This window comes from Acinetobacter terrae, assembly GCF_002135195.1.
Taxonomy (GTDB): Bacteria; Pseudomonadota; Gammaproteobacteria; order Pseudomonadales; family Moraxellaceae; genus Acinetobacter; species Acinetobacter terrae.
Genome location: NZ_NEGF01000001.1, coordinates 144,079 through 160,206 on the forward strand (window position 1 = coordinate 144,079; position 16,128 = coordinate 160,206).

The following is a 16,128-nucleotide window of genomic DNA, read 5'->3' on the forward strand; positions in this document are numbered from 1 at the left end:
TCATCTAGAGAAATACCCCTAGATGTCGGTTTAATTTGGTTTGGCCATAAATAGCATAAGGAAACGACGAACCAAAGGCAGCACCATGATAATCAGTGGAAATGCCATCAGCCACGATAAACTCCATGCATGCAGCCACAAAGAAAAGAAGCCATCCCCAAAACCTTTATTAATAATCATGTTAAAACAAGAAATCGCGCCACTCATGATGCCAGATAAAAACAGAGGCAGGAGCCACGCTAAATGTTTGGGATGAATTTTTGGAAGATGGTTATGCATAATTGACCTATATGTACTTCGTCTTGATGTTGGCTTTTATAGATGCTTTGAGTCTTTTTAAATGTCGGTGATTACATTCGAGCGATGTCTACAGCGGCTTGATCGATCTTTTCTGCTATCTCACGGACTTGTTCAGGTGTGAGCTCACAATGCTGTATTTTCAGGCGCAAAGATGTTTTGAGATTTTCCATCGCACGTTTGATATCGACATAGTGTTCGTCATTTTGGATTTGCTTGCGTGTGTTAAAGCGGTCGAGGATTTTTTTTACTGTTTCTTGATTCCCTTCAAGATGTTGAAGACCTGTAGGCGTAATACGGTATTGCTTACGATCATCGGCACTCAGTTGAGCCTGAGTATATTGATGCTCTTCCAGATAGTTGATTGTCGGACAGATGGTACCTGTACTCGGCTTATAATTGCCACCGACCAATGCCGCAACGTCTTTAATGATGTCATAGCTATATTTAGGAGATTGCGCAATAAAGTGCAGTACCAACAGTTTCATCTGACCTGCTTCAAATAAGCGTTTACGTGGTTTTGCAGTGCTTTTAATATCTGAAACGAGATCAGTATTTGGCATAATTAAAATACACATCAAGATTAATTAAGATATATCTTAATATAAAAACATACCTATTACAAACGAATAAATAGGAATAAAAAAACTCGCTTTAAAGCGAGTTTTTTTATTAACAAAGTCTCATAGACAGGTACTTCTTATTATGAGCGCCTTTTTTTATAATCTCTCACCATCCGATCAATCACATCTTCAGGGTAACAAATTGGCGTATACCCGCCTGCTTGATTATATGCACTACGTTTACCACAACGACTACCATTTCTTGCAGAGTTATAAGGACAGGGACAATTTCCTGGATAGCTTTCAATCGACTGCTTAATAATTTTTTGCTTAATCGCTTCTGTACTTTCACTATTTTGTTTGGCTTCCACACCAAAAGCTAAGCACAACCCCATTAAAATAAATAATTTTTTCATAAATACCCCTCAATATTTGTATTGTATCGAGAAGCAATTTAAGTGAAAGTTCAAATTTAAAATAAATGTATATTATTCAAACACTTAAAACTCACCAAAATAAAAAACCCGCATTAAGCGGGTTTTCTTTTAAATCAGCTCAGTCTTATAGACGAACCAATTCCACAATTTTCTCAGCCAGTTCTTCAACAGATTCTTGCGTGAAAGTTACGTCTGTCGCTTCTGCAACAGTCGTAATTACCGCAATACCTGTTTCACGAAGAAGTGCAACTTGAGCAGCATCAAGGTCAGCTTTCGCAATCGCTACGATGCCTTGTTGAAGCAACAAGTTTTCAAGCACTTGCGCATTTTCCAATGCTTTGGCAGATACAGTGATTGACGCAGGTTTTTGACCCAAGCGCGCCGCACGGTCTTCCGCTGTTACAGGATTGGTATGTGCAGACCATTCAACAGTATCTTCCACCATACCCGCACCAATCGTTACGTTGTTCAAACGATCAATGAAGATAAACGAACCGGTGTAACGGCTGTCTTGATAACGGTCAAATACCACTGGCGCATCAAATTCAACAGTGACATTGGCAATAGCATTCAGCTCAAGGTGATCCACTTGCATTTGTTCAAGCGTGTTCACATTGGTACGGAAGTTGATGCCAGTAACTTTGGCAGGAACAGTTTGTGTACCAATTTTGATGTTATACAACTTGCCAAGCACAAGCGGTTGATCCGCCATCCATACCACAGTCGCTTTAACCGAACGTGAAATGGCAGGAATACCCTGATCCGCACGGATCAACATATTGCCGCGTGAAACGTCAATTTCGTCGTTTAACGTCAATGTCACCGCTTGACCTGCAAATGCATGTTCAAGGTTGCCATCAAAGGTTACGATTTCTTTAACAGTTGAAGACTTACCCGATGGTAACGCTACAATTTTATCACCCACGTTGATTTCACCAAGCGCAATCGTACCTGCAAAACCACGGAAGTCGAGGTTAGGACGGTTGACATATTGCACAGGGAAACGGAAATCACGTTGCGCGGTATCACGATTAATTTCAACAGATTCAAGTGAACCCATTAAAGTTTGACCCGTATACCACGGCGTATTTTCAGACTTGTTCACCACGTTATCGCCATTCAATGCAGAAATAGGCGTAAAGATTATGTTGCTTGGCTTACGATCGCCCAATTGGCTCACGAAGTTTGCATAATCTGCTTGAATTTCATTGAAGCGTGCTTCAGAGAATTCAACCAAGTCCATTTTGTTGATTGCAACAATAATGTTCTTAATACCGAGCAAGCTTGCAATATAAGTATGACGACGAGTCTGGGTTTGCACACCGTAACGCGCATCAATCAAGATGATCGCAAGGTCACAGGTAGATGCACCTGTAGCCATGTTACGCGTATATTGCTCATGCCCAGGAGTATCGGCAATGATGAACTTACGTTTTTCTGTAGAGAAATAACGATATGCCACATCAATGGTAATACCCTGTTCACGTTCAGCTTGCAAACCATCTACAAGTAACGCCAAGTCAGGTGCGTCACCTGTTGTACCTACTTTTTTAGAGTCACGAGTTACGGCTTGCAATTGATCTTCATAGATCAATTTTGAATCGTAAAGCAGACGACCAATTAAAGTCGATTTACCATCATCCACGTTACCGCAAGTCAGGAAACGTAGAAGGTCTTTATTTTCATGTTGTTTCAAATAGCCCAAAATATCCTGGCTAATTAATTCTGATTGATGAGACATCGCTCAAACTCCACAAATTCGTTAGAAATCGGTTTTAATCCACCTACCCCTCTTTATGAAAGAGGGGGTTAGGGGGAGATTAGAAGTAGCCTTCCTGCTTCTTCTTCTCCATCGAGCCTGCTTCATCATGGTCAATCATACGACCTTGTCGTTCAGAGCTTGTGGCTAAAAGCATTTCTTGGATAATTTCCGGCAAGGTGTTGGCAGTTGATTCAACCGCACCCGTTAATGGGTAACAACCTAAAGTACGGAAACGTACCGATTTCATTTGTGGAACTTCACCTTCTTTTAAAGGCATACGTTCATCATCAACCATAATCAGTGTGCCACTGCGTTCAACCACAGGACGTTCTGCAGCCAAATAAAGTGGTACTAATGGAATACTTTCCAAATAAATGTATTGCCAGATATCAAGCTCAGTCCAGTTTGATAATGGGAACACACGAATACTTTCGCCTTTGTTCACTTTACCGTTGTAAAGATTCCAAAGTTCAGGACGCTGGTTTTTAGGATCCCAACGGTGCTTCGTATCACGGAAAGAATATACACGTTCTTTAGCACGTGATTTTTCTTCGTCACGGCGCGCGCCACCAAAAGCAGCATCGAAACCATATTTATCAAGTGCCTGTTTTAAGCCTTGAGTTTTCATGATGTCGGTATATTTAGAACTACCGTGATCAAACGGGTTGATACCTGCTTCAACACCTTCTTTATTTTGATGCACGATCAAATCGAAACCATGGGTTTTGGCCATGTTGTCGCGGAATGTGATCATATCTTTGAACTTCCAGCCCGTGTCTACATGCAGTAGCGGGAATGGGAGTTTTGCAGGATAGAATGCCTTTAGGGCGAGATGCAGCATGACTGCAGAATCTTTACCAATGGAATACAACATGACCGGATTTTCAAATTCGGCAGCCACTTCACGGATAATGTGAATACTCTCAGCTTCAAGCTGTTTAAGATGAGTAAGTCTTTCCTCATTTATGGACATTGACAACACCAGCTCAGATCAACGTGTACTTATTACACTTTTAAAAATATATATATTCATTATAAAGATTTAGTTATCCCAACTATTGCTTGTTTTATTATATTGATATGCAAAATTGTCATATAAAGCTTATCTAATAATGAGTATAAGTTTTTATTAATGATTCACTTAAATAATCTTTTTTTATTTTACTTAAGCCTGGCGACCACAACAACCAAACATTAAAATGTACAAAATCTAAGCTGATCGATATTTTATCTAAAACCTATATTTTATTCAGTCTGGAAATTTCATACAGTAGCCAAACCCTCTTCCCTCGCCTATGTTCTTTTGAATTATGCCTACGCGTACTATCGACACCGTTAAATCCAGCCTAGAACACGCACAACTTGCCGGCTATATCTATCAACACAACAATCATTTACTGGTTCTTCAAGAACCCTTAAATGATGATGGTTCTATGCTGAATAACTTTGTTCAACATGAGCTTACTGCTGACCAAATCGGGCTTCAATTTGGTCTACGACTTTCGGATAATCATTTTGATTTTTTGATTGGGGTGACTCATAGCAATCAGGATCGAAGCTACGAAATTGGTGCGGGAAATTTGAAGGCCGATCAAAAGGCATTTAACTTGCTTTATGCTTTTTATAACTATCCCAAAGCATTTTATTTGGTCAGTCTTCCTCTTGCAGCCAATAGCGCGCAACTTGAAGATGCCATTGAAAGCCAATTGTTCAACCAACCCAAATTAGATTTTCTCAATAATGCAATTAAAACCAATCCAATGGGACAACAAGTCAACTGGATGAAAAGCTTTATTGTGCAGCAAGCCTTAGATATGAAAGTCCGGATTCAGACCTGTTTGAATTAAGGTCTGCTTAAATTTCAAGACCGGATTGTTTTGAGATACCTTTCATTCAACTCATATAATCAAAGTGTGGATGATCGGTATCTCTCAGGCTTTTAAGCATTTTTGTTCTTTTATAGGATGGTTAATTTAAATCATCCTCTATAGACTTTCCTAAAAATATTCCTAAATAAAATAATTAGACAACTCAACAAGCGACATCACATTTATCTCTTCATTTATTTGTTTTTTTTAGACAAATTTATTCTTCAATGCTATCTTTAATTAAGTTTAATTTTTAAACAAAAACCAATAACTTGAATAATTTACGCGAACAAACATATAGAGATAAACATTAATGTGGGAACTCATTACTCATTCTTCCAACCTCATTTTCAGCGTTTGTATTTGCCTGATGTTGCTATTGGGTATTTTAGAACTGATTTTGCTTTTACTGGGTGGTGGCTCTCAAGGATTCTTGGAGCAATTTTTACCGGATGATTTAAGCACTGCACAACATGCTGAAATTGGCGTCGATGCCGATCAAAGTATTTTTACCCAAGTTTTAGACTGGTTGTATTTGGGTCGTGTGCCACTTTTTGTCTGGCTGATTATTTTCTTAACCATTTATGGTTTAACCGGTTTTATCATCCAAAGTATTTTCCATCATTTTACTGCACACTTTTTTAGTGCCTGGATTATTGCACCTGCCTGCCTGTTCTTGAGCATGCCATTGGTACGCTATAGCTCCATGATCATTTCAAAAATTTTACCGCAAGATGAAACCACCGCTATTTATAGTGAAGAATTAATTGGACGCACGGCGGTGATTATTTTAGGGGAAGCCAAAATCAATTCACCTGCACAAGCCAAAGTTCAGGATCAATTTGGACAAACCCATTATGTTTTAGTTGAACCCGAACAAGACGAAATATTTACTCAAGGTCAGTCCGTGGTCTTGACCCAAAGAACCAAAATTGGCTTTCAAGCCATTACCCTTTAATTTTTTACTTTTAATAAAACAATCGAGATAACAATGTTAATGTCGAATTTATACAACATCTTAATCATCGCGGGTGTAATTTTTGCCGCACTGATCATTATCGGGATCATTATTGCCAGACTGTACCAACGTTCAAGCAAAGAAATTTCTTTTGTACGTACAGGTTTTGGTGGGGAAAAGGTGATTTTAGGTGGTGGTGCCATTGTACTGCCTGTGCTGCATGAAACTATCCCGGTCAACATGAACACACTGCGTCTGGAAGTTCGTCGTGCAGATGACCAAGCCCTGATCACCCGTGACCGTATGCGTGTAGACGTGATGGCAGAATTCTACGTTCGGGTTAAACCCACAGCAGAATCAATTGCAACTGCAGCCCAAACTTTGGGTCAAAAAACCATGTCACCGAATGAATTAAAGAACCTGGTCGAAGGCAAATTTGTTGACTCATTACGCGCAGTTGCGGCTGAAATGGCAATGGAAGAACTGCATGAAAAACGTGTCGATTTCGTGCAAAAAGTTCAGCAAGTGGTGTCTGAAGATTTATTTAAAAATGGGTTAGAGCTTGAAACAGTATCACTGACTGGTTTAGACCAAACTGGTTTTAAATACTTTAATCCGCAAAATGCATTCGATGCGGAAGGTTTAACCAAGCTTACAGAAACCATCGAAGACCGTCGTCGTAAGCGTAACCATATTGAACAAGATACTGACCTTGCCATTAAAACCAAGAACCTGGAAGCTGAACAGGCACGCTTGCAAATTTTGCGCGAAGAAGAATATGCAAAAATGCAGCAAGAACGTGAAATTTCAATTCGTAAAGCTGAACAACAGGCAGAAATTGCAATGCAAGAAGCTGCAAAAAAACGTGAAGCGGAAGAAGCACAAATTGCTGCCGAGCGTGAAGTTGATTTAAAACGTATTACTGCGGCACGGGATGTTGAAAATCAAAACATTCAAAAATCGCAAATTATTCAACAAGCGCAAGTGGAACAAAAGAAAACCATTGAACTGGCTGAACAGATTCGTGCCATCGCCATTGCCGAAAAATCTCGCGAAGAATCAGAAGCTAAAGCTTCAGCTGACCGTGCCCGTGCAGAAGCGGTAAAAGCCGAAGAAGAAGTCATTACAGTACGTGAAACGCAACGTGCAGAACGTCAAAAAGCAGTTGAACTGGTTGCAGCAAAACAAGCCGCAGAAAAAGATGCAATTGCCATTACCGTTGCGGCAGAAGCAGGCAAAAAAGCAGCCATTGATGATGCGGAGGCCGTTCGTATTGCTGCTGAAGCCAATGCTGAAAAAGAACGCTTAAAAGCCAAAGGTGAAGCAGATGCTAAAATTCTGTTGGCACAAGCGATGGAAAAACAATACCAAGTCGATGCCGAAGGTACACGTGCGGTGAACGAAGCCAATAACATCTTGTCTACCGAACAGGTCGAAATGCAGATTCGTTTGGCCTTATTGAAATACCTACCTGAGATTATCCGTGAAAGCGTTAAACCGATGGAAAATATTGATGGTATTAAGATTCTACAAGTCAATGGCTTAGGTGGGATTGGTGGTAGCGGTGCCCAAGGTGAAGGCTATTCAGATCAAGGGCAAATTGGCTTGTCTGATCAAGTGGTGAATAGTGCTTTACGTTACCGTACGCAAGCTCCGCTCATTGATAGCCTGATGAATGAACTGGGTATTCAAGGTGGTGATATCAATGGTTTAACGCAAAGTTTAAAGCCTCAAGTGACTACACCTAAGTAGATCTTCAAAATTCAAAAAATGCAGCCTAAGTAGGCTGCATTTTTTATTTCAATCCGAATAAATTTTATACAATTATTCTGCATAAACTTACTTGAGTTACACCTGTAGAACGCTACATTATCTGCTGATATTGCATATATAGAGAATAATAATGACTCACTCTATTTACCCCGCCTTGCGGTTTAAAGAAAATGCCAAAACTGCATTGGAATGGTATTGTTCCATTTTCCCAAATAGCCAAATTATTCAACAACAGGACGCTACGGTAAAAGCACAATTTGCAGGTGTCCCATTTATTGGTATTAATAGTGGTTCCTCTTTTACCACCAATCCTTCTATTTCTTTTATGGTGATTTGTGAAAGCTGCTCTGAAATTGATAGATTCTGGAAGCGCTTGATTGAAGGTGGTTCTGCACTGATGGAATTAAATCAATATCCATGGAGTGATTATTATGGCTGGCTACAAGACCAACATGGTTTTAGCTGGCAACTCTATTTAGGCAAATTATCCGATGTAAATCAGCAAAAAATTGTCCCGACCCTGATGTATTGCGGTGCATATCAAGGACAGTGTCTGGCAGCATTAAACGTCTATCAAAGTTTATTCAAAAGCTTTCGGACTCAAGGCATTTTAAAATATACCGAGGGTGAATTTTCCGGACAAGTGAAACATGCTCAAGTGATTGCAAATGACTTTACCCTCATGGCAATGGACAGTGGTGTTAAACAAGATTTTGAATTTACTAAAGGTATATCCTTAGTCATTGAATGTGAAAATCAAGCTGAAATTGACTATTACTGGAATGGAATCACCTTACATGGCACTGAAGACTGGAGCAGTTGGTGTAAAGACCAATTTGGTGTCAGTTGGCAAATTGTCCCGAAAAACTTATGGCAGATTTTAAACAATAACCCTCATGCCCAAGATGCCATATTCAAAATGAAAAAGCTTTCGATTCAAGATTTGATTCAAGCTCAATAACTTTGATCAGCCCAAATCTGACTACACTATAGCCACAACTGTTTTCTGCTTTTTCAAAAGAATAATGGGCTATACAGTGAACAATCCGCTTAAAAACGAGGATAAAAAAATGATAAATTTAAAATATATATATAAAAATCGTTTCATTCACTGTTTTTATTTAAGTATAGGTTGTCTGCCTTTGTCTGCAAACTCTGCGAATTTAACTCAAATTAAAAATCACCCCATTGATGAGATTGTTCAGCAGAATATCGTCAAAAAATCAGCCCCATCTGCAAAAAAAATCACCAAAATTGATCAGATGCGCATTATGCATATTGATATTGACTACGTATATGACAAGGACAAAAAACAGCAACATGAGAATATTCGGAATTTAATAGAACGGATTCAACAGATTCAGCCCAATACCATTTTTTTACAGGCTTTTGCTGATCCAGACGCGAATGGGTCGGTAGATCAGGTTTACTTTAAAAACCGTCACATCCCATTAAGAGAAAATCTTTTTCCGCTCCTTGTGAAGCAAATTCGTAGCAAAACACAGGTGCAGCATATATATGCGTGGCTGCCTTTAATGGCTTGGGAATTTCCAAAAAGCTACCACATTCCCTATGTTTCACATAGTGGCGGCGGAAAGCAAGGTTATATTCGAGTTTCTCCATTTGACCAACAAAATCTTAAATACGTTTCTGAAATTTATTTAGATTTTATGAAGTCCAATTCAGTCGATGGTGTGCTCTATCATGATGATATCACTCTCAGCGATTATGAAGATATTTCTGCTCCTGCCCGAAAGATGTATCAAGCGTGGGGGTTTAATTCAGAGCAGGTATCAAAACTTCACAATTCTCCAAAACAAGCGCCATTAGCTCAACACAAAACAGCATATCTTGACCAATTTGCTGAAGGTATTAGCAAGATACTTAAACAACAGCAACCCAATATCCTTACTGCACGGAATATGTATGCACCCGTGATATTGAATCCCGTTAGTGAAAATTGGTTTAGCCAGTCGATGCCAAGCACATATAAATACTATGATTACAATGCCATCATGGCGATGCCCTATATGGAAGAAGCAGATGATCATCAACAATTTTATTTAGACTTAATTCAACAGTCAAAAAAATACGATCCAAAATTGGATCGTACTATTTTTGAACTTCAAGCAGTGAATTGGATAAATAATCAGAAACTTTCAACGCAAGAAATTATTGAGACTATACAATTTTTAGAAAAACATGGGGTAAAACATATTGGTTATTACCCCGATGATTTTGTCAATGAACATCCTCATCCATCTAAGCTGAAACACGTTTTTTTAACTGATGATTAATCTCAAAAAATTCCAGCTTCCCTTTGTTATCATAATAAAGGGTTAGATTCTTCGCTTGTTGCATATTTAAAATATCTACCTTATTGACCTTAAAACTTTTAGCAATCTGTTGTTCATCTATGGCTAAAGGAGTACTACGGCGTTCACGGTTATAAAAACGAATCCAGTTATACGTTGCCCAAAGCAGCAGTCCACAAATAAAAATGACTATCATAAGGATGATATTCATTAAACTCAGCTGGCTATCGGGTGCAGCCTGTATCACCAACTGTTGATAAATTGTTTCACCTTCTACCCACCAGAAGAATACTGTCAGCAGCGGCATAAACAACCACATAAAAGCGAACCAACCCACAATTTGCAAACTGTAGCCCACTGATTTATTTCGTACATATTCTGGTTGATCAATGTATGCAGGAAGTTCTAACTTCGACTCATCTTTAACAATATGAAATTTATCTATATTAGTATTAGTCATTTTTCGCCTCTCCTCTAAAACCACGATCTGGACTGACCCATCGCGCACGCTTTTTAGTTTTGAAAATTGTTTTGGGCAATGCTACAACCGTGGTCAGCATGGCTAGAATCCAGAAAAATAACGGATACCAAATAACCCAAAAATAGTTCCTGAACATTCGATCTTTATCGTAGGATTTATCAATCCATAAACTGACAAAGAATTGGATAAGACAAGTTAGCCCCAGAATCACCCCATACCATTGAGGAAAGAGCGATTGAATTGCCCACTCGCCCGGTAAAGAAAAAAACAGACCGTATAAGTACAAAAGAATAATACCAAACATCACATATGCCCAAACCACACTGATAACGGATTCCAGTGCAATCGGCCACATCCGGCGCAAATTCCATTTAAATAATCTAGGTAAATAAGCCATTAAGACTTCAATTCCACCTTGTGCCCAACGTAAGCGTTGTTTCCACAACCCATTTATTGTTTCCGGCATATAGATGTAACAAAGTGCTCTTGGCACATATTGCAGATCCCAGTGATCGAATTGTAAACGCCATGAAACATCAATATCCTCTGTGATCATGTCATCACGCCAATAACCAATGCGATTTAAAGCAGTTTTGCGGAAACCGACAATAGCCCCCGACACTGTAAAAATACGCCCATAGGTTCGTTGGGCACGTTTAATTAATCCAATGATGGAGGAAAATTCACCGACCTGAATTTTACCAAGGATACTAGAACGGTTCACAATACGAGGATTACCTGTTACAGCACCAATTCGCGGGAAACGGGTTAAATGATGCATCATCCATAACACAGCATGCGGGTGTAATAAGGCATCCCCATCAATACAGACCAAATATTCATTTTGACTCACCATTGCACCCGCACGAAGTGCATAGGCTTTACCTTGGTTTTCAGCCAAATGAACCACTCTAAGTTTTGGATATTGCAGTAAAAGCTCATCTAAAATTTCAGCAGTTTTATCTCGACTACCATCATTTACCGCAATCACCTCAAACTTTGGATACTGGGTTTGCATCGCAAATTTAATAGTGTCTCTTACCTGGGCTTCTTCATTAAAACAAGGAATAATAATACTGCAAGCATGTTCACTAGCGGATGGTATGGCAGGTTGTTTACGTTCATGCTTTAGATAAAACCACATGCCGCCTGCAATCCATATCCAAGCCATAAATAATGGATAGAAAAAAGCAAAGCCAAAATAAAAATCACTGAATCGAAGTTCATTAAACCATTCCATTATTTTACCTCCTTAGCAAGGTTACGCTCATAAGGATTTCGATAAGTTAATGGACTACCATTGGTGCTTAATTCCCGATAAAGATTTTCCTGAATCTTCTGTCCATCTTTTAAGTGATAGTTATTAATACCAATTTTTTGTACAGATAAATTTTTTAAGGTTTGATAATCGTACTGATACTGTTTCCATTCACGTTTTTTGGCATTGGGATTGACCGTAAAACTAAAAATCAAGCGCTGTATTTGTTTATCACTCAATTGTTGTAACTGCTTTTGTATAGCTTTAAATATTTCAGGATGACCTACCGGATCAAATTCAATATAAAGGAAATCGCTATAAGTTAAGCTATGCTCAATTAAGGGTTTTATACCCTCAACATGTTTATCCTTTAAACTTATTTTTAAAGCAGTCTGATAGTTATTACTAATATTCGAGTAATACTTGGCCTTTTGTTTAGTTCTTTCTTTAATTTGAAAAACTTGATTTATTTTCTTACTACAGTCCGCATCCCAAGTTTTATTTTTTACAGCACATAGAAACTCATCTCCTGTTTCTATTACCAAGCCCTCAAGATTCGTGTTATTTTTAACCAAATCAGCTGTTAACTCTGCAAGATTAAAACCTTGTTTTGTTTCCAGACTAATCGGCAGTTCTGCATATACATCATTTTCAATACGTGTACGTGCTTGCCAAACTGTACGATTAAGCAGATCTTGACGCATACCCAACTGGCGATTTGGGAAATATGTCACATCTATTTTTCCATCACCATTCTCATCAGCTACTGCTTTTAATAAAATCATATTGGTTTTTAATGCGCTGACTTGATCTAAAAACTGTCCAAGTTTTTGATCAAAAATTTGATTATTGGGACTGACCATTTCAGCTAAATCGAAACGGATAAAACTGTGACGTTGCTTATGAGGGGCACGGGCAAAAGTTAAAAAATCTTCCATCTGAGTGCGAAGCATTTCAGGCGTTGGATTATCCATCACAAGAGCGCGTTGATATGTTTTGCCCGAGTCTGCAAAGGTAGACATACTGCCCAAGCTAAAAGACATTGGCAATCCTGCCTTTGCCGCAAGTTGTTCGCTTTCTTTTGTCACTGCACCATAAGGCCAAAAAACACCCTGGGTGTTAATACCAAGTTCAAAATCTAAGATTTCTTTAGACTTTTTCAAGTCTTCCACCACTCGTTCCTGATAAGCTTGATCAGACTCATATTTCTGAAGTTTGGGGAAATATTCACGGGTAATTGCGGCAGGCTGCATATTTTTTTGTGGATTGGCAAGAATACCTTTATGCATACTGTCTGAATGTGAAGCAAACTCGACTAAACCTGATTGTTGCATTTCACGCATTTGATCCCAATTCATCAAGTTATTTTTACCATAAGCTTCATAAGCGTCTTTGGTATTGCCATTAATCCAACTTGTGGGAATGGCAAATACAGCAGGAAAGTTATATTGTTTCAATAAAGGATAAACATGGGAATAACTACTTAATGCGCCATCATCAAATGTTAATAAAACTGATTTAGGAGGCAAACTCTTTTTTTTCTGGCGAGCTTGCCATACATCTTTCAAGCGAATGGGATGCCAACCTTCTTGCTGGAGCCATGCAAAATATTGCGCTAAATTTTTAGTACTAATCGCATAAACATCTTTATCTCCTATTCGAGCAACATCATCTCGCACATCATGAAAAGTAAGCGTCACAAACAGATTATCTGGTATTTCAATTGCAGCCTTTGTTCCATTTTGAGCCATACCCAGTGTAGGAATTGCCAAAGCTGCAATCACAATTACTGCAAATGTTTTTTTTGCAATTTGCTTCATTAAAAACGCCCCTCAAAACCAACAGTTCCATACGTTCTCTTTTCATCTTCACCGTCATAAGGATGTGTCCCCCATCCAATGCCGTAGTTTAGACTCCAGGTTCGATTAATTTTCCAGTCATGTTCATAAAATACGTTATAAATCGGTTTTGAGGAAAATCCATCTTGCCCAAAAGCTCCGACAGTTGCTTGAAAATGTTGTTGAAAATATTGGTCATAACGACGCCAAGTCATCCAGTCATGCTCTAAAGTCATTTCTGCGCTATAACTTTCTTCAGGATTGAAATAATCAACTAGAACTTTATCGTTTTGACTGTAATACCCACCTAATGCCAAGTTGGTAATATGATGGGGTGACTGAAAAATCTGCTGTTTAAAATAAGTGGAAAATTCCTGACGGGTATTTCCATCATCAATATCAGTCAGTTGATATGTTGCTCCAGCTTTGCGAGATTCATTCTGTTGCCAATTCATGCCAACGGAATAAGATTGACCTTCATCGCCATTTCTAATGGCTTGTAATGGAATATCAGCCTGACTATTGAAACCTAAAACATACTGCCAATGATCATTTAACCATTGCGACCAATTCAATTTCACACCAAAACGATCGGCTTGATCATCTATGCTTTGAGAAAGCATAATATTTGCAACTTTACGACGTGATGCCCATTCAAGACCAAGCCCTAAGCGTTGATCATCAATTTTACCCTCAGTGTAGTCAGCCGAACGAATGTGATGATCCACATAAGTACGATAATTGTCATAAAACCAGGGGCTGTTAATGCGTGTCCAGTTTTCCTGTTCTTGACTTCCCTTTAAACGATTAAGCAAGGCAGAATTATCAGATTCACTCTCTGAAAAAGTACTCTGATGTTGAATAGATACATGATTTCGATCATCAAGTTCTTTTTTACTTTTTATGACTGCGGTATCTCCTGGCATATTTTGCATGAGATAAGCATTCTGCTTACGCCATTGTTGAATATCACCTAATGCTTGCATGTTCTGTAAATGATTCACTCGAACACCTGGATCAACAGGTTCAACGCCATCCCACTGTGCCAATGTCCATTCAGAATGCTGTGGTTTTTCACGCCATCGTTGAATAAGTGCAAGATGATATTGATAAATCACATTATTGGGCGCTTTTGCAACCAACTCCTCAAAATGTTGTTCTGCTTTAGCATCCTCATTACGATACGCGTAGTTGAGACCGACTAATCCTAAATATTCACTACGGTCATCATGGGTCACTTTATCAACCCCTTTTGCATTACTGTATTGAAAAGTGGGCAATAATTTGTCCATATCAAGGAGTAATTGATTGGCTTCTTGAAACTTTTCTTGTTCAATTAAAGCGTAATAAATACCGGAATAAACTTTAAAGTTGGGATAATTTCTTTCTTTCAGCAAACTTTTATATTGCGCTTCAGCTAATTTAGGTTGCTGAGTCTTTAAATATGCATCTGCAATTGAGTGACGCACATAAGCAGGCATTTGATCAATCGGCAATCCAATTTTTGGAATTTGCTCAAAGACTCTTTCAGACCAATTTCTCTCATTCAATGCATAAATATATTCATAGTAAAATTTACGTTTGATATTAGGATCATTAGGCAACTGAGCTTCAAACTTTGTCATATCGGCGATGACTAGATCAAGTTGTTGATAAGCAACATTTCCACGATCACGATAAGTTGAAAGTTTGTAATACTCTACTGCATTTATAATGCGTTGGGTAAATTCACCAATTTTTGCATTAGCTCTAAGTTGGGAATTTTTCGTTAATGATTCATTCTTTTGAATATATTTTTCAGCCTTAGCATAATCAGCGTTTACCATAAGTGCCAATGCATACTGTTCTTGCGTACTGCTATTTTGATTCTTTTCCACAGCTAGGCTAGCTGCATTCAACTCCTCAATCGGCATATCTAATAATCTGTATGCATAAGCGAGCTGTGCTAAATAATCTGCTTCCACATAATTGATATCAATCTGAGAAAGTGTTTTTTTTGCTTGATCCGTTTTACCCGCTTCTGCCTGCAACACTCCTATCAAAACCAACCATTGTTGATTAGGATCATCTTGAGCGAATTTTTTTGCCCATTGTTCTGCCAATTCAAATTTCTTTAAATCCCGCAGTGCTTTAATTACGCTAATCTTTGCATATTCTGGAAATTGGGTATTTTGTATGCCAGAAAGATATTTAATATCTTGCTCGGTAAATTTTTGATGTTCATATGCCATCACCACAAAGTCAGCAATCAGTTTCTGATTATTGGGTTGAAGTATTAATAATTGTCTGAGTTTTTGTACACCTGCATCTACTTGCCCTTGCTTAATCGAACCTACTGTTTCTTCACGTTGCGGGTCAACAGAGTCCCTATAGATTAATTCTGCATGCAAGAATGAAGAAAACAGTAAAGTGCCACAAGAGAGCGTAAGTATATTTAATTTAGAATTTATTTTATTCATATTTAAAATATTCATCATTCATTGTTATTAATTATTGCAATGAAATAAACAATACCCTCAAACCTTCTGATATCAATACTCTTTTGTGTTTCATTTTGTGTTTTTAAGTATTAATGTGA

General features: G+C 38.4%; 14 protein-coding genes. 5 read left to right on the top strand and 9 right to left on the bottom strand.

From position 1 onward, the window contains the following. Positions 1-30: 30 nt before the first annotated feature. From B9T23_RS00720 to cysD, 5 genes are all read right to left on the bottom strand, one after another. Positions 31-279, bottom strand: coding sequence for a DUF2798 domain-containing protein (locus tag B9T23_RS00720; protein ID WP_086192438.1), 249 nt, complete (start codon positions 277-279; stop codon positions 31-33). 71 nt (positions 280-350) lie between these two features. Beyond that, positions 351-860: a PadR family transcriptional regulator gene (locus B9T23_RS00725; protein ID WP_228145882.1), complete on the bottom strand. Its 510-nt coding sequence runs from the start codon at positions 858-860 to the stop codon at positions 351-353. Between the two features lie 140 nt (positions 861-1,000). Further along, a complete protein-coding gene (locus B9T23_RS00730) occupies positions 1,001-1,276 on the bottom strand; it encodes a hypothetical protein (protein WP_086192442.1) in 276 nt (91 codons plus the stop codon). A gap of 145 nt (positions 1,277-1,421) precedes the next feature. Then, positions 1,422-3,038, bottom strand: a complete 1,617-nt coding sequence (gene cysN / locus B9T23_RS00735; protein ID WP_086192444.1) for a sulfate adenylyltransferase subunit CysN — start codon at positions 3,036-3,038, stop codon at positions 1,422-1,424. A 79-nt stretch (positions 3,039-3,117) separates the two neighbouring features. After that, entirely contained in the window at positions 3,118-4,026 is a 909-nt protein-coding gene (gene cysD, locus B9T23_RS00740) for a sulfate adenylyltransferase subunit CysD (RefSeq protein WP_171263037.1), read from the bottom strand. Positions 4,027-4,369: 343 nt separating this feature from the next. Between cysD and B9T23_RS00745 the strand changes: the two genes are divergently transcribed. The 5 genes from B9T23_RS00745 to pgaB (B9T23_RS00765) all read left to right on the top strand — a co-directional run bounded on the left by B9T23_RS00745 (position 4,370) and on the right by pgaB (B9T23_RS00765) (position 9,955). Next, entirely contained in the window at positions 4,370-4,906 is a 537-nt protein-coding gene (locus tag B9T23_RS00745; protein ID WP_086192449.1) for a hypothetical protein, read from the top strand. 334 nt (positions 4,907-5,240) lie between these two features. Next, positions 5,241-5,885, top strand: coding sequence for a YqiJ family protein (locus B9T23_RS00750; RefSeq protein WP_086192452.1), 645 nt, complete (start codon positions 5,241-5,243; stop codon positions 5,883-5,885). Between the two features lie 33 nt (positions 5,886-5,918). Continuing rightward, positions 5,919-7,637 (top strand): flotillin domain-containing protein, encoded by a 1,719-nt coding sequence (locus B9T23_RS00755; protein ID WP_086192454.1) that lies wholly within the window; start codon positions 5,919-5,921, stop codon positions 7,635-7,637. 151 nt (positions 7,638-7,788) lie between these two features. After that, positions 7,789-8,619 carry a VOC family protein gene (locus B9T23_RS00760; protein WP_086192456.1) on the top strand — a complete coding sequence of 277 codons (831 nt, stop codon included), beginning with the start codon at positions 7,789-7,791 and terminating at the stop codon, positions 8,617-8,619. 109 nt (positions 8,620-8,728) lie between these two features. Then, entirely contained in the window at positions 8,729-9,955 is a 1,227-nt protein-coding gene (pgaB, locus tag B9T23_RS00765; RefSeq protein ID WP_086192841.1) for a poly-beta-1,6-N-acetyl-D-glucosamine N-deacetylase PgaB, read from the top strand. Here the strand turns inward: pgaB (B9T23_RS00765) and pgaD are convergent. Genes pgaD through pgaA form a run of 4 tightly spaced genes read right to left on the bottom strand, consistent with a single transcriptional unit; the run spans position 9,921 to position 16,009 of the window. Then, the gene (gene pgaD, locus B9T23_RS00770) at positions 9,921-10,433 is read right to left on the bottom strand and encodes a poly-beta-1,6-N-acetyl-D-glucosamine biosynthesis protein PgaD (RefSeq protein ID WP_086192458.1); all 513 of its coding nucleotides are present in this window, start codon (positions 10,431-10,433) and stop codon (positions 9,921-9,923) included. The two genes, pgaB (B9T23_RS00765) and pgaD, sit on opposite strands and share 35 nt — an antisense overlap. Next, positions 10,426-11,694: a poly-beta-1,6-N-acetyl-D-glucosamine synthase gene (pgaC, locus tag B9T23_RS00775; RefSeq protein WP_086192460.1), complete on the bottom strand. Its 1,269-nt coding sequence runs from the start codon at positions 11,692-11,694 to the stop codon at positions 10,426-10,428. The genes pgaD and pgaC overlap by 8 nt, the downstream gene beginning before the upstream one ends. Beyond that, entirely contained in the window at positions 11,694-13,532 is a 1,839-nt protein-coding gene (gene pgaB, locus B9T23_RS00780; protein ID WP_086192462.1) for a poly-beta-1,6-N-acetyl-D-glucosamine N-deacetylase PgaB, read from the bottom strand. Before pgaB (B9T23_RS00780) ends, pgaC begins: the two co-directional genes overlap by 1 nt. Continuing rightward, positions 13,532-16,009, bottom strand: coding sequence for a poly-beta-1,6 N-acetyl-D-glucosamine export porin PgaA (pgaA, locus tag B9T23_RS00785; protein WP_086192842.1), 2,478 nt, complete (start codon positions 16,007-16,009; stop codon positions 13,532-13,534). Before pgaA ends, pgaB (B9T23_RS00780) begins: the two co-directional genes overlap by 1 nt. Positions 16,010-16,128 lie beyond the last annotated feature (119 nt).

What these genes read in the sequence shown, in the direction of transcription:
- B9T23_RS00720 (WP_086192438.1), bottom strand. Translation starts at nt 279, where the DNA reads ATGCATAACCATCTTCCAAAAATTCATCCCAAACATTTAGCGTGGCTC.
- B9T23_RS00725 (WP_228145882.1), bottom strand. Translation starts at nt 860, where the DNA reads ATGCCAAATACTGATCTCGTTTCAGATATTAAAAGCACTGCAAAACCA.
- B9T23_RS00730 (WP_086192442.1), bottom strand. Translation starts at nt 1,276, where the DNA reads ATGAAAAAATTATTTATTTTAATGGGGTTGTGCTTAGCTTTTGGTGTG.
- cysN (WP_086192444.1), bottom strand. Translation starts at nt 3,038, where the DNA reads ATGTCTCATCAATCAGAATTAATTAGCCAGGATATTTTGGGCTATTTG.
- B9T23_RS00745 (WP_086192449.1), top strand. Translation starts at nt 4,370, where the DNA reads ATGCCTACGCGTACTATCGACACCGTTAAATCCAGCCTAGAACACGCA.
- B9T23_RS00750 (WP_086192452.1), top strand. Translation starts at nt 5,241, where the DNA reads ATGTGGGAACTCATTACTCATTCTTCCAACCTCATTTTCAGCGTTTGT.
- B9T23_RS00755 (WP_086192454.1), top strand. Translation starts at nt 5,919, where the DNA reads ATGTTAATGTCGAATTTATACAACATCTTAATCATCGCGGGTGTAATT.
- B9T23_RS00760 (WP_086192456.1), top strand. Translation starts at nt 7,789, where the DNA reads ATGACTCACTCTATTTACCCCGCCTTGCGGTTTAAAGAAAATGCCAAA.
- pgaB (WP_086192841.1), top strand. Translation starts at nt 8,729, where the DNA reads ATGATAAATTTAAAATATATATATAAAAATCGTTTCATTCACTGTTTT.
- pgaD (WP_086192458.1), bottom strand. Translation starts at nt 10,433, where the DNA reads ATGACTAATACTAATATAGATAAATTTCATATTGTTAAAGATGAGTCG.
- pgaC (WP_086192460.1), bottom strand. Translation starts at nt 11,694, where the DNA reads ATGGAATGGTTTAATGAACTTCGATTCAGTGATTTTTATTTTGGCTTT.
- pgaB (WP_086192462.1), bottom strand. Translation starts at nt 13,532, where the DNA reads ATGAAGCAAATTGCAAAAAAAACATTTGCAGTAATTGTGATTGCAGCT.
- pgaA (WP_086192842.1), bottom strand. Translation starts at nt 16,009, where the DNA reads ATGAATAAAATAAATTCTAAATTAAATATACTTACGCTCTCTTGTGGC.